The following is a 19,538-nucleotide window of genomic DNA, read 5'->3' as shown; positions in this document are numbered from 1 at the left end:
GGCTGCAGCGCACGTGTAGACCAAAGTCGCCGACGGGCGTTCAGCCTGCGGCGGGCGGGCCTTTTACCGCCACCAGGCGCACCGGCCGCAGGTCGGCCAGGGTCATCCGCTCCAGCGGCTGCGGCCGCTCGACCGCATAGCCCTGCAGGCCCTGCACCCCGAGCCGGGTCAGCGCGGCGGCGACCTCGGCGGTCTCCACCCATTCGGCCACCACCTCCATCTGCAGCTCGCGCCCCAGTTCACTGATCGCGCGCACGGTGGCGTGGCTGACCGGATCGGTATCCATGTCGCGCACGAAGGCCCCGTCGATCTTCAGGATGTCGGCCGGCAGCTGGCGCAGGTAGCCGAACGAGGACAGGCCGGAACCGAAATCGTCCAAGGCCATCCGGCAACCTCGTGCCTTCACCGCATCGATGAAGGCACGCGCCTGGCTGAGATTGCTGATCGCAGCGGTTTCGGTGATCTCGAAGCACAGCTTGGAGGCCAGCGCGCGGTTGCGCTCCAGCAGATCGCAGACGAAGGCGAGGAAGCCGGGCTCGGCGATCGACTGCGCCGAGACGTTGACGTTGCACAGGCCCAGCTGCCGGACGTGTGCCGGGCACACCTGCAGGTGCCGGAACAGCAGGCCAAGCACGTGCCGGTCCAGCGCCACGGCCATGCCGTAGCGCTCCACCGCCGGCATGAACTGGCCCGGCAGGTGCAGGCTGCCATCACTGCCACGCATGCGCACCAGCACCTCATAGTGCAGGTACGCGGGATCACCGACGCGGGCGATGCGCTGCGCATACAGCACCATGCGGTTCTCGGCCATGGCCAGGCTGACGCCCTGCAGGCGTTCGGCTTCCAGGCGCCGTTCCTCCAGCGCCATGCGGTTCTCGTTGAAGCAGTGCACGCGGTTGCGGCCGGCCTGCTTGGCCGCGTAGCACGCGCTGTCGGCGGCGCTCATCAGCCAGTTCACATCCGGCGCGTCGGCGCTGACCTCGACCACGCCGATGCTGCAGCTCAACTGCGGGCTGCCCTCGCTGACCGGGAACGTCGCCTGCCCCAGGTTGCGGATCACCCGCTGCAGCACGCGCTTTGCCTCGTCCTGCCCGGCATGGGCGAGGAACACGGCGAACTCGTCGGCACCCAGCCGCCCCACCCAGTCGCCATCGCGTACCGCCGCCACCAGGTAGTCGGCGAAACTGCGCAGCATCTGGTCGCCCGCGGCGTGGCCGAAGCTGTCGTTGACCAGCTTGAAATGGTCCAGGTTGATGTAGCACAGCGCGTGCGTGCCACCGTCACTGCGCACCTGCAACAGCGCGCGTTCCAGCAGCCGTTCGATCTCGCGGCGGTTGATCAGCCCGGTCAGCGGGTCATGGCTGGCGTGGTGCTCGATCTCGCGTGCCAATGCATGGTTCTGGCTGACGTCTTCGATGATCGCGAACACCGACAGGCCACCGCCGGCGCTGCGCACACCGGTGCCGCTCCAGCGGCCCCAGACCAGGCTGCCATCGCGACGGCGGAAGCGCAGTTCGCTCGGGCGCAGCTGGCGGTCCCAATCGATGCGCCCCACCCCATCGATGACCAGCTCGCCGTCCATCAGCAGGTCGCCCAGCGACAGCTGCAGCAGCATGTCACGACGATGGTCGAGGATGTCGGCCATCGCCTGGTTGGCCTCGATTACCTTGCCTTCGGTATCGAGCTTGAGCATGCCGACGTTGGCCTGGTAGAACGCCGCGCGGAAACGGCTCTCGTGTTCGGTCAGGTCCTTGCCGACACGGCGCGCCAGGGCAACTGCCATCAGGCTGATCGCCAGCACCGACAGGCCTGCGACCATCAACGTGGCCAGCCTCACCAGCGTCGCCATCCGCAGCAGCGCCTGCGAGAACGCCTGGCTCTGCACCTGCATCCGCCGGTCCAGATCACGCAGCTGCTGCAGGTAGTGGTCACGCGTGGCTGCCAGCACCGGCCCCCCCTCGTGCCGCAGCTGCAACTCATCGATCAGGCGCTGCAGCGCCATCAGATCGCCATCGGTCTTCCGCCACAACGCGGTCGCTTCGCGGAAGGCGCCGATGTCGCGTGCGTAGCGGAACGAAAACACCAGGCGCGGGATGTCGGCGCGCGCGTTGCCACCCTGCAGGAAGCCCTGTCGGGCTTTCTCCTCGTCCGGCTCTGCCTGTTCCAGCGCCAGCCGTGCCTGCAGATCGCCCAACGGCACCTGCAGGGCCTGGCGTGCGTCGTCCAGGTCCTGGGCATCACCGCGCGCCAGATAGCGGCTGAGTGCGGCGGTCGCATCCTGCTGACCACGCGACCAGTACCCCTGGCCGGCGATCCAGGCGGTGGAGGCCGCCTGCAGTTCCTGGATCAAGGCGGACAGTGCGACCAGTCCGATCGCCATGCCCGTCAACAACGCAAATCGCAGTCCCAGGCCACGGGTCATCGGCACCCGCCGGCTCTGTTGGTCCGTGCCACTCCTACCCATCCCGGATCCCCCCGAATGTGCTGCGGTGACAACCTCCTTTGGAACTGGCTCAGCCTAGGACCGGCAATGTGTTGACCATGCGAAAAAGGGGACGGAGGGGATTAAGTCGTTTTCGGCATAGGCGCATGGCCAGCCATATACGACTTAATCCCCTCCGTCCCCTTTTTCTGTACGCCAGCCCGGGAGCTGGCGTTGTTCAGGACGGCTGCGGGCGCGGCTTAGAAGCTGCGCGGGCCGCGCGGCTTGAAGCCGTCACGACGCGGCGGGCGGCTGTCGCGGTCACCGCCGCGGTCGCCACCATGGCCACCCGGACCACCCGGGCCGCTACGACGCGGGCCGCCCGGGCCACCCGGACCGCGCTTGTCGAAGCGCGGCTTGAACGGGCGCGGGGCCGGGTTGGTGTCTTCACCCGGAGCAAGCGCACGCATCTGCAGCTGCTGGCCGGACACCCAGACCTTCTGCAGGTGCGACAGCACGTCCGACGGCATCTGCGCCGGCAGGTCCAGCAGCGAGAAGTCGTCGTGGATGTCGATGCGACCGATGAAGCGGCTTTCCAGGCCGGCTTCGTTGGCAATGGCGCCGACGATGTTGGCCGGCTTCACGCCATGCTGGTGACCGACCGAAATACGGTAGGTCTCCATGCCCTGCTCCGGTGCACCACGCGGCGGGACCTCACGGCGCGGACGCTGCTCGAAACCACCTTCGGCGTCGTCGCGACGCGGGCCACGCTCGAAGCGCGGACCACGCTCGTTGCGGTCGAAGCGATCACCACGTTCCGGACGGTCGCCGCGGTCGAAACGCTCGCGCGGCGCGCGCTCTTCACGCGGGGCACGCACCGGCGGCTGCAGCAGGAACGGGGTGTCACCCTGCAGCATCTTGGCCAGCGCGGCAGCCACTTCGATGGCCGGCACGTTCTGCTCGTTCTCGAAACGCTCCAGCAGCTGGCGGTAGAAGTCCAGGCCACCGGCGCCGAGGGTTTCGCTGATGCGCGAGGTGAACTTGTTGATGCGGGTGTCGTTGACTGCTTCCACGCTCGGCAGCTGCATCTCTTCGATCGGCTGGCGGGTGGCGCGCTCGATCTGGCGCAGCATGCCCTTCTCGCGCGGGGTAGCGAACAGGATCGCCTCGCCGCTGCGGCCGGCACGACCGGTACGGCCGATGCGGTGCACGTAGCTTTCGGTGTCGTACGGGATGTCGTAGTTCAGCACGTGGCTGATGCGCTCCACGTCCAGGCCGCGGGCAGCCACATCGGTGGCGACCAGGATGTCCAGCTTGCCTTCCTTCAGCATGGCGATGGTGCGCTCACGCTGGGCCTGCTGCATGTCACCGTTGATGGCGGCAGCGGCCAGGCCACGGGCCTGCAGCTTGCTGGCCAGTTCTTCGGTGCCGGCCTTGGTGCGCGCGAAGATGATCATCGCGTCGAACGGCTCGACTTCCAGGATGCGGGTCAGCGCGTCCAGCTTGTGCATGCCGCTCACCCACCAGTAACGCTGGCGGATGTTGGCCGAGGTGGTGGTCTTGGCCTGGATGGTGACTTCGACCGGGTCCTGCAGGTACGTCTGCGCAATGCGGCGGATCTGCGGCGGCATGGTGGCCGAGAACAGGGCCACCTGGCGCTGCTCCGGCAGCTTCTTCAGCACGGCTTCGACGTCGTCGATGAAGCCCATGCGCAGCATTTCATCGGCTTCGTCCAGCACCAGGGTCTTCAGCTCGGACAGGTCCAGGGTGCTGCGGTCCAGGTGATCGATCACGCGGCCGGGGGTACCGACCACGATGTGCACGCCGCGGCGCAGGGCCGACAGCTGCTGGCCGTAGGGCTGGCCGCCGTACACCGGCAGCACGCGGAAACCGGGGATCTTCGACGAGTAGGACTGGAATGCCTCGGCAACCTGGATGGCCAGCTCACGGGTCGGCGCCAGGATCAGGGCCTGGGGCTTGATCTGCTGCAGGTCGATGTTGGACAGTACCGGCAGTGCAAAGGCTGCGGTCTTGCCGGTACCGGTCTGGGCCTGGCCGAGTACGTCGCGGCCTTCCAGCATCGCCGGGATGGTGGCGGCCTGGATCGGCGACGGGGTTTCGTAGCCGATGGCGGTGACCGCCTGCATCACGGGCTCGGACAGGCCGAGCTGCGCAAACTGCAGCGGCGCTTGGGAATCTTGGGACATGGGGAACTCCGAAGGCACTGCCGTCTTCCTGGCAGTGCGATAAAAAAGGGATGGTCCGCGCTTTGGGCGCCCTTCTTATCGCGTGCCCTGGCGCTGCTCGGTCGGAGGAGATTTCACTCGCTCAGAGCGGAATGATACCGCATTGATCCTGAACGAGGCGTACAGCTTTCCGTGCGCGTGCCGTCATGCCCCGCGCTGGCGCACAATACGCGCCCTCTTCCCGGCCCGGCCGCTGGCCCGCGCCCTCTTTCCAGGAACCCCGCTCCATGCAGATTCTCGAATTCGACCTCGACGGCGACTACGTCGAACTCAAGCAGCTGCTCAAGCTGGCCGACCTGGTCACCAGTGGCGGCGAGGCCAAGATGGTCATCAGCGACGGCCAGGTGCGGGTCGACGGCGAAGTCGAACTGCGCAAGGCCTGCAAGATCCGCGCAGGCCAGGTGGTCGAGTTCGCCGACAGCCAGATCCGGGTGCTGGCCGCCGGCTGATCTGAAGCAGTTCAGGCCACGCGCTGGGTCAGGTGCGAGGCAATCAGCTGCCTGAACGGTGCCACGCCCTGCGCCAGGCGAAGGCCGGCCGCCCGCAGCAGGCGCGCCGGACGGCGATCGTCGGTGTACAGGCTGGCGATCGCATTGGTGGCCTCGTACAGCGGCCGCGACGCCAGTCGATGACCCCGCTGGTAGCTGGCCAGCATGCCGGCGGCGGCAATGTCGGCACCGCGACGCTGCTGCTCGACGATGCCCTGCGCCAACCGCTGCGCGCTGGCCAGTCCCAGGTTGAAGCCATGTGCGGTGACCGGGTGCATGCCGACTGCGGCATCGCCGATCAGCGCCGAACGCTCGCCGACAAAACGGTGCGCGTACACACCCACCAGCGGATACGCCTGCGGCGTGGCCACCGGCTGCATGCGGCCCAGGCGGTGTTCGAAGCAACCGCTGATGGCCTCACCGAAGGCCACCTCGTCCATTGCCAGCAGCTCCTCGATCTGCCGCGGCGGCAGCGTGATGACAGCCGACGCCTGGCCCTCGTTCAGCGGCAGCAGCGCCATCGTGCGGCCGTAGCCGAACCACTCCCAGGCGGTGTGGTGATGGTCGCGCTCGACCTGCATGCGGCACACCAGCATCGACTTGCCGAAGTCGCGCATCTGCGCACCGATGCCAAGCATGCGGCGGGTGGCGGAGAAGCGGCTGTCAGCGGCCACCAGCAGCCGCGCATGAAGTTGGCTGCCGTCATCGAGTTTGACCATATGCCCCTGTGCATCGGCCTGTACGCCCTGCACCTTGCGCCCATCGAACAGTTCCAGGCCGTCCTGGCCCTGCACGGCATCCCATGCAGCGCGGCGGATCAGATGGTTGGGCACCAGCCAGCCCAGCGGCTGGCCGTCGACCTGGCTGCTGGCAAAGGTCAGCGCGAACGGCGAGCCGCCGTTCATCACCTTGGCATCGCGCAGTTCAGCGACTTCGGCCTGCGGCAGGCGCTGCCACAGCCCCAGCTGCTCCATGCTCTGCCGCGAGGCATGGGTCAGCGCGATCTCGCGGCCATCGAAGGCTGCCTCGGCCAGCGCCTGGCGCGGCTGCACTTCGACCAGCCCGACCTGCAGGCCGCTACCGGCCAGCGCACGCGCGAAACACAGACCCGCCGGTCCGGCGCCGACCACCACCACGTCCATCCTGCGCATGCGCGCCTCCTGCCGTTGATTCAGTCCGGGCCAGCATAGCGCCGCGCGCCTGACCAGCCTTGATCTGGATCAGGTCGGGATCACAACAACGCGAACACCAGCGCCAGGATCGACAGCAGCGACACCGCCCAGACCAGGCTGCGCACATAGGGCACGCCTGCGGCATACAGCGGCAGGTAGGCCACGCGCGCCCAGAAGTAGGCCTGCGCGGCCAACGCCGTGGTGTCGTTGCCGCGCCCGGCCAGCACCACCGCAATTGCCGCGGCGGCGAAGAACGGGAAGGTTTCCAGGAAGTTGGCCTGCGCACGCTGCAGGCGCCCGGCCAGCGGGCTGACCGGCTTTGCGTCGCCATCGCGTGCCGAAGCATTCCACTTCATCCCGCGTTCGCGGGTGACCACGGTGGAGGTGGCGAAGATGTAGACGAAGCCGAGCACGATCGACCAGGCCAGCATTGTCAGTTCAGTTGCCATCGTTCATCTCCTCAGGGTGCCGACGCACGCAGGCTGTAGCCGGCCAGGCGCCACACCTGGTCCTCGTCGAAACGGAACGAGACCAGCTCGCGCACCGGCTGCGCGCTGTTGGCGAATCGGGTCGGGAAGCTGACGTTGATGTACAGACCTTCCGGCACCGCGGCGCCAGCACTGTACTTGACCCGGGTAATGGTCGGCTGGCCACGCCCGGCCAGCGCACCCAGGCGCGTGCGCTCGGTGGTCAACTGGCTGACGAAGGCGGCCTTCGGTACTGCACGGCGCGCGACGGCCGAAGCGCCATCCCACAATTCACCGGCTCGGTTGGCATCAACCAGCTGCGCCGCCTTCACTGCGGCCGCGCCCATTTCCGCGTCCTGTTTCTGCACCTGCGCCTGCTGCGCGGCAGTCAACGCCGGTGCGCCGGCCGTGGCTGGTTTCGCAGCCGCCGGCGATGCAGGGGCCGGGCGTGCCGGGGCCGGCGCAGGCGTGGCCGGCGCAGGTACCTGCGCCAATGCAGTCAGGGGCAGCAGGGACAGCAGCAGGAGCACGCGCTTCATGGACACCGCCGGTTCTCGGGAAAGAACCGCAGTCTACGCCAGCGCAGTGAGCTGTTCGTCAGCGCGCGTGGGCGCTGCCTTCCACCGCTGCGGCATCGGCCTGCGCGGCAGGCGTGCCGGCGTCTGCCGGCGCCTGTTCGGCCACCGGCGGCGGCTCCGACGGTGCCGGCGGCAACGTTGCCACATCGATCTCCGACAGCGGGCTTTCTTCCGGGCATACCGCATCCGGGAAACCGAAGCGCTGCTTCAGTGCCTGGCCGCAGCTGTTGATCGATTCCATGTCGGCGCCTTCGCGCTTGCACTGCTGGTCGAAGGCAATCAGGAACGCGTCCTTGCGCTGCACGAAATCATCGCCGCAGGCGCGCATCTGCTTGATCCGCTCCAGATCGTCCTGCACTGCGTTGGTGCCATCCAGGCCGTACTGGCGCAGCTCGTCCGGCGTCAGCAGGCGCAGGCTGCGGTTGGGCACGGTCATCATCAGGTCGGCCACACCTACCGCCACGCCGTTGCGTTGCAGGTAGTCCTTCACGTTGTCGTAGACCTCGTGCAGCTCGCGGTTGAGTTCCGCGCGCGAGGTGGCCTTGGAGCTGATGCGCATCATGCGGTGGATGCCGACCTTGCCCGACAGCAGGCGGTTGTCACCAGCGGCCAGCACGAACACGCAGGCGCTGTGGCAGATCGAGCCCTCGCGGACCCAGATGGTCCAGCCCGATTCACCGATGCTGTCACCGGCGACGATCGCCGATTCCACCTGGCCGCCGCTGGAATCCAGATCGAGGATGCGCTTGTGGATCTTCTGATCGTCGGCGACCACGGCCAGTCGCCACATCATCTCGGCGAAGCCCGGGTTGATCTTGCCGGCGTAACGCACGCGCATCAGGCCACGCTCGGCGCACGGCGCCAGGGCCTGGGTGATCTGCTCGCGCTGCAGGCCTTCCAGCTCGACGCCGTCGCCGGCATCGCCAGCATATTCCGTGCTGCAGCTGACCCAGGCGCGGCCATTCTCCAGCTGCGCCTGCGGCCATGGCCGATCCGCCCGGCTGCGCGGCGGCGCTGGCGGGGGTGGCGCGTCGGCCGCATTGATCGACACCATGTTTTCGCCATCGCTGGCTGGCGCCCGCGCCGCCTTGTCGGCAGCGGTCACATTGCCCGGATTCTCCAGCTGACTGCAGCCCGCCAGGGCCAGGCACAACAGGGGCAACCAGCGGAGTTTGGCGGACATCGGGCAACCAGTCTTCATCTGAGCAAGAGCCACAGTCTACCCGTCCAGGCCGCGCATTCAGCGCGTGGCACTGAACCCCTTCTGACCCATGGGGAAAAAGCGTGTCGACCAAGGTCGACACCTACCAACGGTCGGCACCTACCAACGGCAAAGCGTGCCGACCAACGGTCGGCACCCACCAACTGCAGCGACCAACTGTCAGAGGTGGGGCGATGTGGGCTGGCAGGACCGTTGGCGCCATGGATGGCGCCATCGAGCCCCCATGGACGGGTTTACGGCGTGTCCTGCCAGCCCACACCGCCCCACCATCCTACGGACTGCCAGCTTTTGATTGAGACGTTGACGGTGACGTTGCGGGTGCAGGGCTGCAAGCCCTGCCAGTACCCTCTCCAGCATCCATGTCCGAATGTGGCGAGTATCCCCACCCGCACCCGCCTAGACTGGCGCCATGGACACCGCCCTCGCCCTCGACACCGCCGCCTGCGACCGCGCCCGCCTGGCCCGCGACGCCCGCTTCGACGGCGTGTTCTTCACCGCCGTGCGCAGCACCGGCATCTATTGCCGTCCGGTGTGCCCGGCACCACCACCGAAGCCGCGCAACATCACCTACTTCCCGACCGCCGCCGCGGCCGCGGCCGCCGGTTACCGACCCTGCCTGCGCTGCCGTCCCGAACTGGCGCCGCAGGCGCAGCAGGCACTCGCTGGGCAGACCGTGCAGCGCGCACTGGCGCTGATCCAGGGGGGCTTCCTGCAGGAGCAGCCGGTGGCCGATCTTGCAACGAAGCTCGGCCTCAGCGCGCGGCAGCTGCAGCGCCTGTTCGTCGAACATCTGGGCGCAACGCCGGGGCAGATCCATGCCACCCATCGCCTGCTGCTGGCCAAGCAGCTGCTGACCGAGACCACGCTGGCGGTGACCGACGTCGCGCTGGCCGCCGGCTACAACAGCCTGCGTCGCTTCAATACTGCCTTCCTGCAGGGCTGCGGCATGGCACCCACCGCACTGCGTCGCCAGCACCAGCCGTTGGCCGCTGACGATGGCTGCCTGGTGCTGCGCCTGGCCTACCGGCCGCCACTGGATTTCCCGCGCATGCTGGCCTTCCTGCGCAAACGCAGCCTGCCCGGCATCGAACTGATCGATGAGGACAGCTACCAGCGCGTACTCGGCACAGCCGAGCGCCCCACCCTGCTGCGCGTCACTGCCGACCCGAAGCGCCCGGAGCTGCGCCTGCAGCTGGGAGCGGTGGATCCGCGTCTGATCCCCGACATCGTGCGCCGCGTACGTCGCGTGTTCGATCTGGATGCCGATCTGCAGCAGGTGCATGCCGCGCTGGGTGAAGAGCCCCTGCTGGCACGCGGCATTGCCGAACGCCCCGGGTTGCGCGTTCCCGGCGGCTGGGATGGCTTCGAAGTGGGCGTGCGTGCCGTGCTCGGGCAGCAGGTCAGCGTGGCCGCGGCCACCACCTTCGCACGGCGCCTGGTCGATGCCTATGGCGCGCACCTGCCAGGCATGCCGTCCGACTTTGATCGCCAGTTTCCGGCGCCCGAGGTACTGGCCGAGGCGCCGCTGGAATCAATCGGCCTGCCGCGCAGCCGCGCAGCCACCGTGCGCGCACTGGCCGCCGCCTGCGCCAGCGGCCAGCTCGACTTCGGACCCGGCCAGGCACTGGAGGAGTTCGTTACCCGCTGCGTGGCACTGCCCGGCATCGGTCCGTGGACCGCGCAGTACATCGCTCTGCGCGGACTCGGCCAGCCCGATGCCTTCCCGGCCGGCGACCTGGTGCTGCAGCAGGTCCTCGGCCACGCACAGGGCCAGCGCCTGAGCGAACGTGCGACCGAAGCGCGCTCGCAACCCTGGCGCCCGTGGCGCGCCTATGCCGTGCTGCACCTGTGGCACCTGTCCGGCACCTTCGTTGGAGAACCGACATGACCCTGTTGTTCGATCGTTTCGACAGCCCGATCGGCGTATTGACCATCGCCGGTGACGAGCGCGGTCTTTCGCATGTGCTGTTCCCGGAGAACCGTCACCCCGCACGCGGGCGCGATGACTGGCATTACGCCCCGGATGCACTGCCGGAGGCACGCGAACAGCTGCTGCAGTTCCTGCACGGCGAGCGCAACAGCTTCGACCTTGAACTGGCGCCGCGTGGCACGCCGTTCCAGCTACGCGTGTGGCAGGCGCTGGCGTTGATTCCGTTCGGCCAGACCTGGAGCTATCTGCAGTTGGCGCAACACCTGGGCCAGCCCAGCGCGACCCGTGCGGTGGGCGCGGCCAATGGCCGCAATCCGCTGCCGATCATCCTGCCCTGCCATCGCGTGATCGGCAGCAACGGCGCGCTGACCGGCTTTGGCGGCGGCCTGGAAACCAAGGCCGCGCTGCTGCGGCTGGAACAACGCCAGGCCCCGCTGTTCGCCTGAGAGGGCTGGCCGGGCTGCGCCCGGCCCCCGCAGAGGCAACGGCAACAGCCGAAGCAACAGCCGAAACAACAGCCGAAACAACAGCAGCATTCCGTGGGATGGCGTGGTGGGTCCGGTTGCGGGGGACGCCGTAAACCCGTCGTTGGGGGCTTGGCCGCGGCATCCATGCCGCGGACACCCCCGCAACCGGACCCACCCCGCCTTCGACAGGCTCCTGCCATCTGCCGGGACGGCGTACTGCGCGGCCGCTGGTAGGTGTCGACCTTGGTCAACACGGTAGATCCACGCCATGCGTGGATGGAGGCATCAGGAATATGTCTGGAGAAAGGCTCCCTTGTTGTTCAAGGGGGCGCGCCGATGGCGGGGGGATAAGGAAAAGTGCGCGGACACGCTGTGCCCTTCGCCGCAGCGTGTCTTTGGTACGTCATTGCACCGGCTTATCATGCACGGATGACTTCCGTACGCCTGACCTGTTCGCTGGCGCTGCTGCTGCCATTGGCTGCCTGCACCACCGCGCCCGCCCCTTCCGCCTCCGTTCCCACGTCCGTCGCTGCGGCTGCACCGCCGAAGCTGTTGCTGATCTCCATCGATGGCCTGCGCGCCGATGCGCTGGACCGCGGGCTCACCCCGAACCTGCAGCGGATGATCGACGGCGGCGTGCGCGCCCGCTGGATGACACCGTCCTACCCTTCGCTGACCTTCCCCAACCACTACACCATCGTCACCGGCCTGCGCCCGGACCACCACGGCATCGTCAACAACAGCATGGACGATGAAGTACTTGGCCGTTTTGAGCTGGGCAATCGCGAGGCAGTCACCACCAGTGCATGGTGGGGCGGCGAACCGATCTGGGTCGGCGCCGAGAACGCCGGCGTGCGCACGGCCACCACGTCATGGCCGGGCAGTGAATCGGAAATCCGCGGTGTGCGCCCAAGCCAGTGGCGCGTCTACGACGGCAAGGAACCTCTGGAGCAGCGCGCCGGCATCGTGCTCGATTGGCTGGCCCAGACCGACGCCGATGCACCTCGCCTGACCACGCTGTACATGGAGCACGTGGACAAGGCCGGCCACCACTACGGCCCCGGATCGAAGCAGTACGCCGACGCCATCGCGCGCGCCGACCTGATCGTCGGCCAGGTGCTCGACGGCCTGCAGCAGCGCGGCCTGGCCGCCACCACCAATGTGATCGTGGTGTCCGACCATGGCATGGCCAGCGTCGCCGACGGCCACGTGATCGCCACCGAATCGATGGCCGATCCGGCCATCGCGCGCAATGTCAGCCAGGGCCAGTCGGTGGGCTTCGCGCCGGTCGCGGGCCGCGAAGCCGAGGCCGAGCGTGCACTGCTCGGCCGCCATGCGCACTACGAGTGCTGGAAGAAGGAGAACCTGCCGGCGCGTTGGCACTACGGTACGCATCCGCGGGTTCCGGCCATCGTCTGCGCGATGGATGAAGGCTGGGACGCGCTGCATCGCGAGAAGATCGCCAAGCGCTCAAAGCAGGACCGTGGTTCGCATGGCTACGACAACGCCCTGCCCTCCATGCGCGCGGTGTTCGTGGCCAGTGGCCCGTCGTTCCGCCAGGGCCTGGTGATCGATGGTTTCGACAACGTGGATGTCTACCCATTGCTGGCCCAGCTGCTTCAGGTGCCGGCCGCGCCGAACGACGGCAATGCGGAGACGTTGCAGAAGGCGCTGCGCTGATCGGGTTGTAGAGCCGGGCACGGGCTCGGCTCTACAACAGCGTACGCCGGCCTGCGGACAGGCATAAAAAAACGCGGCGCCAGGCGCCGCGTTTTCTTTGGACCGGTCGGTCGGCCGGATCAGGCCTTGGCGACGGCCTTCTTCGCCACAGCCTTCTTCGCCGGAGCCTTGGCCACGGTCTTCTTGGCAACCGGGGCGGCGGCGCCTACGGCGACCTTGCTCGCGGTGTGCGAACGGGCGTTGCCGTAGCTGGCGTTGTAGCGCTTGCCCTTGGCGGTCTTGCGGTCACCCTTACCCATGTCTTCAACTCCTCAAGTGTGAAATCTGGTTACCCCGTACTGACACGGGTTCGGCGGGGCCGCCTTGCTGGACGCCCCCGCGCACGATCGGAAAGCCTATCACGGAGCGCCTAGTGCGCGCAGCTGGCGTCGTGCACGTGGCCGTGGTTGAGGCGCAGGTTGACCAGGTGCGCAACACCCACCAGCAGGCCGCCGATGGTCATCACCACCGCGTGCGGCACTGCATTGTGGTGCAGCGGGTCGTACAGCACGCCTGCCCACAGCGCGACCAGGCCGGGAATCAGGAAGCCCAGCGCGCGCAGCGCACCGTGGCGGCGATAGCCCCAGACCAGGCTGAACAGCCCGAGCAGGGTCACGAACACCACCAGCGCCTGTTCAACCCCGTCGCTCAGCCAGAACGACAGCCCCAACGACGGCGCCGCCGCCAGCAGCACGGGAATCACCGCGCAATGCACCGCGCACAGCATCGAACCAGTGGCACCGAAACGGTCGAGCAGGTGGCGCAGGCGTGAGGACAGGGACATGACTTCCAGCAGGGTCGGCGAATCGTTATGGAATAATATAACATCCCTCTCCGACCCGCACGGTTTCCCTCCCCCTGTCCCATCGACGGGATTCGTGCGCCCCGTGATTGATACATTGTAACAAAGGACCCGTCCATGCCCGCCCACACCCCACGGCTCAAGCCGCATTCCCTGGCCCTGGCCCTCGCCGCCCTGTTGCCGTCCGTCGCCTTTGCAGCCGGCCAGGACACCTCCCATCGTGACCGCCACCTGACCGAACTGTCGTCGGTGCAGGTCACCGCGTCGCCGCTGCAGGGCGATGCCGAATCCCTGGCGCGCCCGGTGGACGTGCTGGCCGGTGAGCGCCTGGACGAGCAGAAGGCCGGCACCCTCGGCGATACGGTGGCCAAGCTGCCCGGCGTGCAGAGCACCTTCTTCGGCCCCGGCGTCGGCCGCCCGATCATCCGCGGCCAGGAAGGCCCGCGCGTGGCCGTGCTGTCCAACGGCATGGGCAACATGGACGCCTCCACGGTCAGTGCCGACCACGCCACCAGCATCGAGCCGTTCCTGGCCGACCAGATCGAAGTGCTGAAGGGGCCGGCGACGCTGCTGTTCGGCAGCGGCGCCATCGGTGGTGCGGTCAACGTGGTCGACGGCCGCATCGCGCGCGAACTGCCGGAGCGCCCGCTCAGCGGCCGCGCCGAGCTGCGTGGCAATTCGGTGAACAATGAACGCAGCGGCATGTTCCGCCTCGACGGCGTCAGCGGCAACGTCGTGCTGCATGTGGATGGCCTGGTCCGCAACGGCGACGACTACCGCATTCCCGGTTACGCGGTGATCGACAGCCTTGAAGACCATCACGACGACCACGACCATGACCACGCGGGCGAGGAAGGCGAAGAGCCGCGCCGCGGCCGCCTCGACAACAGTTCGATCCGCACCCGCGCCGGTGGCGTCGGCGCAACGTGGCTGGGCGACGGCGGCTACTTCGGTGTGTCGGCCAGCACCTACCGCACCAACTATGGCATTCCCAATGGCGCGCACGTGCACGCTGACGGTGATGATCATGGCCATGACCACGGTCACGACCATGGTGATGAAGAGGAAGGCGGCGACGAGCATGACGTGCGCATCGACATGGTGCAGAACCGCTTCGAGACCAAGGCCGGCATCTACAACCCGGTCTCGTTCCTGAAGAACATCAACGCACGCGTGGCCTACACCGACTACGAGCACGTGGAGCTGGAGGCCGGCACGCCGTCGACCCGCTTCACCAACCGCGGCATCGAAGCGCGCCTGGAAGCCGTGCAGCAGCAGATCGGCGGCTGGGACGGCGCCTTCGGCCTGCAGTTCGGCAACAGTGATTTCGGCGCCAAGGGCGAGGAGGCGTTCGTACCGGATACCGGCACGAAGAACATCGGCTTGTTCGTGCTGCAGGAAAAGCAGTTCGGCCCGTTCAAGCTGGAACTGGGCGGCCGCCACGACCAGGTCAAGCTGGACCCGACCGGTGACTACCGCCGCCGCACGTTCGGTGCCACCAACCTGTCTGCGGCCGGCATCTGGAAGCTCAACGATGCCGTTGACCTACGCATCGGCGTGGACAGCTCCGAGCGTGCACCGACCAACGAAGAGCTGTATGCCGCCGGCGCGCACATCGCCACCCGCTCGCTGGAAATCGGCGACGCCAACCTGAAGACCGAGCGCGGCCAGCGCATCGAGCTCGGCATCCACACCCACAGCGAACGCCTGGACTTCTCGGCGTCGGTCTACCAGACGAAGTTCAAGGACTTCATCTACCTGGCCGACACCGGCGTTACCGAGGGGCTGCCGGTGCGCGCCTGGACCCAGCAGGACGCGGTGTTCCGCGGTGCCGAGGCCGAAGCGCTGGTGCACCTGTTCGAGGGCGGCGCCGGTGACTGGGATCTGCGCCTGTTCGGCGACTACGTGAAGGCCAAGCTGGATGGCAGCGGCAGCCGCAACCTGGACATCGCCGTGCCGCATGGCGACCACAACCACAACTACTCGGTGGAATTGGCCAACACCGGCTACCTGCCGCGCATCGCTCCGGCCCGCGTCGGCGCCGACCTGCGCTGGTCGAAGGACGGCTGGCGCGCCTCGGTCGGTGCGGTGCGTTACAGCCGCCAGAAGGACGTCGCCCAGAACGAAGCACCGAGCGACGGCTACACCCTGGTCGACGCGCACCTGGCCTACCGCTGGGATCGCAACGCCAGCAACAGCTACGAGGTGTTCCTGGATGGCAGCAACCTGACCAACCGCGAAGTGCGCCCGCATACCTCGCTGCTGCGCGACTACTCGCCGCTGCCGGGCCGCGGCGTCGCATTCGGCATCCGCGCGTTCTTCTGATCGGCTGTAACGGGGGGGCGGATCCCTTTCCGCAGGAAAGGGCTCTGTGACCCCCGCCCTTCCACACGTGGCGGGGTCGCAGCATGAACACCGTTCTCTCTCCCGGGGGGCCATCTGGCCCCCCGTTCTTTTGTGCGTGGGACAAGTCGCAGCACCCTCGCTCACACACCCGTCACAAAGATGTGCGTACGACAACAAGCGGACAATCCCGTCACTCAATGTCTCGCCAAACGGACACTTTTGTCCGAAAATAATTCCATGACTGCCCAACGTGCCGATGCTGCTGCCCGCCGTGCCCTCATCCTCGACGCCGCCGATCATGTCTTCGGCCAACATGGCGTCACCGCCCCGCTGGACCTGGTGGTCGAACGCGCCCAGGTGGGCCGCGCCACCCTGTACCGCAACTTCCCCGACCGCACCGCGCTGATCCAGGCGCTGCTGCAGCGTACGGTCGACCGCATCCGGCGCCAGGTCGAACAGCTCGGCGACCGCGACGACGCCCTGTTCGAGGTGTTCGACGGCATGGCCCAGCGCATCATCGATTCGCCGGCGCTGGCCGACTACTGGCGTGCGGTCGACTCCGATGTTCCGGCCATGCGCACCGCGCGCGAGACCGTACGCGATCTGCTGGAAGCACCGATCGAGCGCGCCAAGGCCGCCGGCCTGTGCCGTGCCGACCTGGAGAAGACGGATATTTCACTGATCTCGGGCATGCTGGGCGCGGCCCTGCGCGGCAAGACCCGCGACGAGCGCGCCCACCTGGCCGGGCGCGCCCTGCAGCTGCTGCGCGGGGGTCTCCAGGGAGCAACCAGCGAGGCGCGCTGATGGTCCAGCCGTATCTGAAGCCGGTTCCGGATTGGGAGGAGCACGAAAAGCCGACCATGCCCGGTTCGGCATCGATGCCCTGGCATCCGCCCTATCGACGCGTGGCCTATGCCCTGGTGTCGCTGCTGGTGGCGATCACCGGCGGCCTCGGCAATGCGCTGGTCACCGCCAACCTGCCGTTCCTGCAGGGCCAGCTGGCACTTACTCCGACCCAGGGCAGCTGGCTGGTGGCCGCCTATGCGATGGTGAATGTCACCGCCAACCTGCTGGCCTTCAAGTTCCGCCAGCAGTACGGCATCCGCCTGTTCGCGGAGATCGGACTGGGCCTGTACGCAGCGCTGGCGGTGCTGCACCTGTTCGTCGGCAGCTTCGAGACCACGATGCTGACCCGTGCTGCCAGCGGCTTCGCTGGCGCGGCCTGTTCGACGCTGGGCACGCTGTACATGCTGCAGGCGCTGCCACGGCGGTTCACCGGCAACCTGCTGGTGATCGGTGTCGGCCTCTCGCAGCTGGCGGTGCCGATTGCCTGGATCGTATCGCCGGGCCTGGTCGATACCGGCCAGTGGCACCAGCTGTACTCGTTCGAAGCCGGCCTGGCCCTGTGCGCGTTCGCGGCGGTGGTGCTGCTGAAGCTGCCGCCGGGTATCCAGGTGAAGGCCTTCGAGCCATTGGACTTCCTCACCTTCGCCCTGCTTGCGCCGGCGGTCGCGCTGCTGGTGATCGTGCTGGCGCAGGGCTATACGCGCTGGTGGCTCAACACCCCGTGGCTGGGCTGGGCGCTGATCGCCTCCATCGCGCTGACCACCGTCGCACTGATCATCGAACACTACCGGCGCAATCCGCTGCTGCAGATCCGTTGGCTGTCGACACTGCCGGTCCTGCACTTCATCGTCGGCGCGTTCCTGATCCGCTTCCTCACCACCGAGCAGTCCTACGGCGTGGTCAACCTGATGCGCACGCTGGGCATGGGACCTGACCAGATGCGGCCGCTGTTCGTGGTGATCCTGGCCGGGGTGATCGTCGGCATCGCCGGCGCTTCGCTGACCTTCGGCCCGAAACGGCTGATCGCCCAGCTGCTGATGGCGATCCTGCTGCTGGGCGCCGCCGCGTTCTTCGACCAGCACCGCACCAGCCTGGACCGGCCGCACGACTTCTACGCCAGCCAGTTCCTGGCCTCGATCGGTGCCGGCATGTTCATGGGTCCACTGATCATGCTCGGCATCTCTGCCGCATTGAAACAGGGCGTGGACCACATGATCACCTTCCTGGTGACGCTGTCGATCACGCAGACCCTGGGCGGCCTGGCAGGTTCGGCGGTGCTGGGGACCTTCCAGCTGCATCGCGAGCAGCTGTATTCCAGCGCGCTGACCAGCCAGCTCGACCCGGCCGATCCGGTGGTGGCACAACGCCTGCGCCTCCAGCAGCAGCTGTACAGCGCGCAGATCACCGACCCGGTGCTGCGCAGCGCGCAGGGCAGCGCGCAGCTGGCGCAGACCGCGCGCCGCGAAGCCAATGTACGCGGCTTCAATGATGTGTTCACGCTGAGCGGCTGGTTGGCCATCGGCTTCCTGTGCTGGTTGCTGCTGCTCTCGCTGCGCACCGCCGTGCTCAAGCAATGGCGCAAGCGCCAGCCCACCCTATCCGCAGCGGCCACGCCGGCCGCGCCCCGTTGAGTCCCCCCATGCCTCCCGTCCCGCCCCGACCCGACGACACCGACAACGTCACCCCACCGCCGCCGACCGACGCGGCGCCCGCGCCCACGCCGGTAGAACCCGCGGTCGCGCCGAAGTACCTCAAGCCCAGCGCGCGCAGCGTGGTGGTGATGGTGGTGGTGGCCTTGCTGGGCATCGCGCTGATCCTGCGCGCCTGGCACCTGTGGCCGTTCACCAGCAGCGTGATGGTGACCGACAACGCCTACGTGCGCGGCCAGATCACGGTGATGGCGCCGCAGGTGAACGGCTACGTGACCGAAGTGCTGGTGAAGGATTTCCAGCATGTGACGCAGGGCGAGCCACTGCTGCGCATCGATGACCGCATCTATGCCCAGCGTGTCGCCCAGGCGCAGGCGACACTGGACAGTGCGCACGCGGCACTGGCCAACTCGGACCAGTCGCAGGCGCAGAACCGTGCACAGATCGCCTCCGCACAGGCCACGCTGTCGGCCGGCCAGGCCGAACTGCAGCGCTCGCGCAACGAGACCAAGCGTTACGAGGAGCTGGCCGCGCAACAACTGGTATCGATCAACGACCGCGACAAGTTCCGCACCACCCAGGCCTCGGCGCAGGCCAGCGTGCAGCAGTCGCAGGCGCAGATCCGCATCGCCGAGGAAACGCTGGTCTCGACCCAGGTGGCGCGCAAGAGCCTGGAGGCCCAGGTGGAAAGCGCGCAGGCGCAGCTCGAACTGGCGCGCATTGATCTGGCCAACACGGTGATCCACGCACCACGCGACGGCCAGATCAGCGAAGCCAGCGTACGCGTGGGCCAGTACGTCGCGGCCGGTTCACAGCTGCTGTTCCTGGTGCCTGACACGCTGTGGGTAGTGGCCAACTACAAGGAAGGCCAGACCTGGGGCATGGCCGTCGGCCAGCCGGCCACGTTCTCGGTGGACGCATTCCACGGCCAGGTGCTGCGGGGCCGCGTGCAGGAGATCGCGCCCGCCACCGGGTCGGAGTTCAGCGTGCTGCGCCCGGACAATGCCAGCGGCAACTTCACCAAGGTGGTGCAGCGGCTGCCGGTGCGGATATCGATCGATGAAGGCCAGAAGCTGGCCGCGCAGCTGCGGCCCGGCATGTCAGTGATCGTGCGGGTGGATCCGCGGTCCAAGCCGATGGACTAGGGCGCAGACCCTGTCGCGCCGATATGAAACGGGGTCAGA

At 67.7% G+C, this 19,538-nt stretch carries 16 protein-coding genes; 8 read left to right on the top strand and 8 right to left on the bottom strand.

Annotation, left to right across the window (positions count from 1 at the left end):
* Window positions 1-40: 40 nt before the first annotated feature.
* Both EGM71_RS06350 and EGM71_RS06345 read right to left on the bottom strand, forming a co-directional pair.
* On the bottom strand, window positions 41-2,464 hold the full coding sequence (locus EGM71_RS06350; RefSeq protein ID WP_188488535.1) for a putative bifunctional diguanylate cyclase/phosphodiesterase: 2,424 nt from the start codon (window positions 2,462-2,464) through the stop codon (window positions 41-43).
* A gap of 218 nt (window positions 2,465-2,682) precedes the next feature.
* Complete coding sequence (locus tag EGM71_RS06345) at window positions 2,683-4,629, bottom strand: DEAD/DEAH box helicase (RefSeq protein WP_188488533.1); 1,947 nt, start codon at window positions 4,627-4,629, stop codon at window positions 2,683-2,685.
* A gap of 266 nt (window positions 4,630-4,895) precedes the next feature.
* Between EGM71_RS06345 and EGM71_RS06340 the strand changes: the two genes are divergently transcribed.
* Window positions 4,896-5,117 (top strand): RNA-binding S4 domain-containing protein, encoded by a 222-nt coding sequence (locus EGM71_RS06340; protein ID WP_012479588.1) that lies wholly within the window; start codon window positions 4,896-4,898, stop codon window positions 5,115-5,117.
* A gap of 11 nt (window positions 5,118-5,128) precedes the next feature.
* On the opposite strand, the gene ubiM is transcribed toward EGM71_RS06340, so the two are convergent.
* The 4 genes from ubiM to EGM71_RS06320 all read right to left on the bottom strand — a co-directional run bounded on the left by ubiM (window position 5,129) and on the right by EGM71_RS06320 (window position 8,556).
* Window positions 5,129-6,307, bottom strand: a complete 1,179-nt coding sequence (gene ubiM, locus EGM71_RS06335; RefSeq protein ID WP_188488531.1) for a 5-demethoxyubiquinol-8 5-hydroxylase UbiM — start codon at window positions 6,305-6,307, stop codon at window positions 5,129-5,131.
* Window positions 6,308-6,387: 80 nt separating this feature from the next.
* Window positions 6,388-6,777: an MAPEG family protein gene (locus EGM71_RS06330; RefSeq protein ID WP_188488529.1), complete on the bottom strand. Its 390-nt coding sequence runs from the start codon at window positions 6,775-6,777 to the stop codon at window positions 6,388-6,390.
* Window positions 6,778-6,788: 11 nt separating this feature from the next.
* Window positions 6,789-7,334 carry a DUF4019 domain-containing protein gene (locus tag EGM71_RS06325; protein WP_188488527.1) on the bottom strand — a complete coding sequence of 182 codons (546 nt, stop codon included), beginning with the start codon at window positions 7,332-7,334 and terminating at the stop codon, window positions 6,789-6,791.
* 58 nt (window positions 7,335-7,392) lie between these two features.
* The gene (locus EGM71_RS06320; RefSeq protein ID WP_188488525.1) at window positions 7,393-8,556 is read right to left on the bottom strand and encodes a hypothetical protein; all 1,164 of its coding nucleotides are present in this window, start codon (window positions 8,554-8,556) and stop codon (window positions 7,393-7,395) included.
* Window positions 8,557-9,004: 448 nt separating this feature from the next.
* Between EGM71_RS06320 and EGM71_RS06315 the strand changes: the two genes are divergently transcribed.
* From EGM71_RS06315 to EGM71_RS06305, 3 genes are all read left to right on the top strand, one after another.
* The gene (locus EGM71_RS06315; protein WP_188488523.1) at window positions 9,005-10,483 is read left to right on the top strand and encodes a DNA-3-methyladenine glycosylase 2 family protein; all 1,479 of its coding nucleotides are present in this window, start codon (window positions 9,005-9,007) and stop codon (window positions 10,481-10,483) included.
* Window positions 10,480-10,971: a methylated-DNA--[protein]-cysteine S-methyltransferase gene (locus EGM71_RS06310; RefSeq protein WP_188488521.1), complete on the top strand. Its 492-nt coding sequence runs from the start codon at window positions 10,480-10,482 to the stop codon at window positions 10,969-10,971. Before EGM71_RS06315 ends, EGM71_RS06310 begins: the two co-directional genes overlap by 4 nt.
* A 450-nt stretch (window positions 10,972-11,421) precedes the next feature.
* Entirely contained in the window at window positions 11,422-12,672 is a 1,251-nt protein-coding gene (locus EGM71_RS06305; RefSeq protein ID WP_188488519.1) for an ectonucleotide pyrophosphatase/phosphodiesterase, read from the top strand.
* A gap of 119 nt (window positions 12,673-12,791) precedes the next feature.
* Here the strand turns inward: EGM71_RS06305 and EGM71_RS06300 are convergent, their stop codons facing one another.
* Both EGM71_RS06300 and EGM71_RS06295 read right to left on the bottom strand, forming a co-directional pair.
* A complete protein-coding gene (locus EGM71_RS06300; protein ID WP_004150462.1) occupies window positions 12,792-12,971 on the bottom strand; it encodes a 30S ribosomal protein THX in 180 nt (59 codons plus the stop codon).
* Between the two features lie 110 nt (window positions 12,972-13,081).
* Window positions 13,082-13,495 carry a MerC domain-containing protein gene (locus EGM71_RS06295; protein ID WP_008264835.1) on the bottom strand — a complete coding sequence of 138 codons (414 nt, stop codon included), beginning with the start codon at window positions 13,493-13,495 and terminating at the stop codon, window positions 13,082-13,084.
* A gap of 135 nt (window positions 13,496-13,630) precedes the next feature.
* Here EGM71_RS06295 and EGM71_RS06290 point away from each other — a divergent pair, with 135 nt between their 5' ends.
* The 4 genes from EGM71_RS06290 (at window position 13,631) to EGM71_RS06275 (ending at window position 19,499) form a co-directional block, all read left to right on the top strand.
* Entirely contained in the window at window positions 13,631-15,838 is a 2,208-nt protein-coding gene (locus tag EGM71_RS06290; RefSeq protein WP_188488517.1) for a TonB-dependent receptor, read from the top strand.
* A 258-nt stretch (window positions 15,839-16,096) separates the two neighbouring features.
* Window positions 16,097-16,663: a TetR/AcrR family transcriptional regulator gene (locus tag EGM71_RS06285; RefSeq protein WP_188488515.1), complete on the top strand. Its 567-nt coding sequence runs from the start codon at window positions 16,097-16,099 to the stop codon at window positions 16,661-16,663.
* Window positions 16,663-18,336 (top strand): MFS transporter, encoded by a 1,674-nt coding sequence (locus EGM71_RS06280; RefSeq protein ID WP_188488513.1) that lies wholly within the window; start codon window positions 16,663-16,665, stop codon window positions 18,334-18,336. Before EGM71_RS06285 ends, EGM71_RS06280 begins: the two co-directional genes overlap by 1 nt.
* A gap of 8 nt (window positions 18,337-18,344) precedes the next feature.
* A complete protein-coding gene (locus tag EGM71_RS06275; protein ID WP_188488511.1) occupies window positions 18,345-19,499 on the top strand; it encodes an HlyD family secretion protein in 1,155 nt (384 codons plus the stop codon).
* The last annotated feature ends 39 nt before the right edge of the window (window positions 19,500-19,538 follow it).

Origin of the sequence: Stenotrophomonas maltophilia (assembly GCF_006970445.1) — a bacterium.
Taxonomy (GTDB): Bacteria; Pseudomonadota; Gammaproteobacteria; order Xanthomonadales; family Xanthomonadaceae; genus Stenotrophomonas; species Stenotrophomonas maltophilia_AU.
This window is presented reverse-complemented; position numbering and strand designations above follow the sequence as displayed.

What these genes read in the sequence shown, in the direction of transcription:
- EGM71_RS06350 (WP_188488535.1), bottom strand. Translation starts at nt 2,464, where the DNA reads ATGGGTAGGAGTGGCACGGACCAACAGAGCCGGCGGGTGCCGATGACC.
- EGM71_RS06345 (WP_188488533.1), bottom strand. Translation starts at nt 4,629, where the DNA reads ATGTCCCAAGATTCCCAAGCGCCGCTGCAGTTTGCGCAGCTCGGCCTG.
- EGM71_RS06340 (WP_012479588.1), top strand. Translation starts at nt 4,896, where the DNA reads ATGCAGATTCTCGAATTCGACCTCGACGGCGACTACGTCGAACTCAAG.
- ubiM (WP_188488531.1), bottom strand. Translation starts at nt 6,307, where the DNA reads ATGCGCAGGATGGACGTGGTGGTGGTCGGCGCCGGACCGGCGGGTCTG.
- EGM71_RS06330 (WP_188488529.1), bottom strand. Translation starts at nt 6,777, where the DNA reads ATGGCAACTGAACTGACAATGCTGGCCTGGTCGATCGTGCTCGGCTTC.
- EGM71_RS06325 (WP_188488527.1), bottom strand. Translation starts at nt 7,334, where the DNA reads ATGAAGCGCGTGCTCCTGCTGCTGTCCCTGCTGCCCCTGACTGCATTG.
- EGM71_RS06320 (WP_188488525.1), bottom strand. Translation starts at nt 8,556, where the DNA reads ATGTCCGCCAAACTCCGCTGGTTGCCCCTGTTGTGCCTGGCCCTGGCG.
- EGM71_RS06315 (WP_188488523.1), top strand. Translation starts at nt 9,005, where the DNA reads ATGGACACCGCCCTCGCCCTCGACACCGCCGCCTGCGACCGCGCCCGC.
- EGM71_RS06310 (WP_188488521.1), top strand. Translation starts at nt 10,480, where the DNA reads ATGACCCTGTTGTTCGATCGTTTCGACAGCCCGATCGGCGTATTGACC.
- EGM71_RS06305 (WP_188488519.1), top strand. Translation starts at nt 11,422, where the DNA reads ATGACTTCCGTACGCCTGACCTGTTCGCTGGCGCTGCTGCTGCCATTG.
- EGM71_RS06300 (WP_004150462.1), bottom strand. Translation starts at nt 12,971, where the DNA reads ATGGGTAAGGGTGACCGCAAGACCGCCAAGGGCAAGCGCTACAACGCC.
- EGM71_RS06295 (WP_008264835.1), bottom strand. Translation starts at nt 13,495, where the DNA reads ATGTCCCTGTCCTCACGCCTGCGCCACCTGCTCGACCGTTTCGGTGCC.
- EGM71_RS06290 (WP_188488517.1), top strand. Translation starts at nt 13,631, where the DNA reads ATGCCCGCCCACACCCCACGGCTCAAGCCGCATTCCCTGGCCCTGGCC.
- EGM71_RS06285 (WP_188488515.1), top strand. Translation starts at nt 16,097, where the DNA reads ATGACTGCCCAACGTGCCGATGCTGCTGCCCGCCGTGCCCTCATCCTC.
- EGM71_RS06280 (WP_188488513.1), top strand. Translation starts at nt 16,663, where the DNA reads ATGGTCCAGCCGTATCTGAAGCCGGTTCCGGATTGGGAGGAGCACGAA.
- EGM71_RS06275 (WP_188488511.1), top strand. Translation starts at nt 18,345, where the DNA reads ATGCCTCCCGTCCCGCCCCGACCCGACGACACCGACAACGTCACCCCA.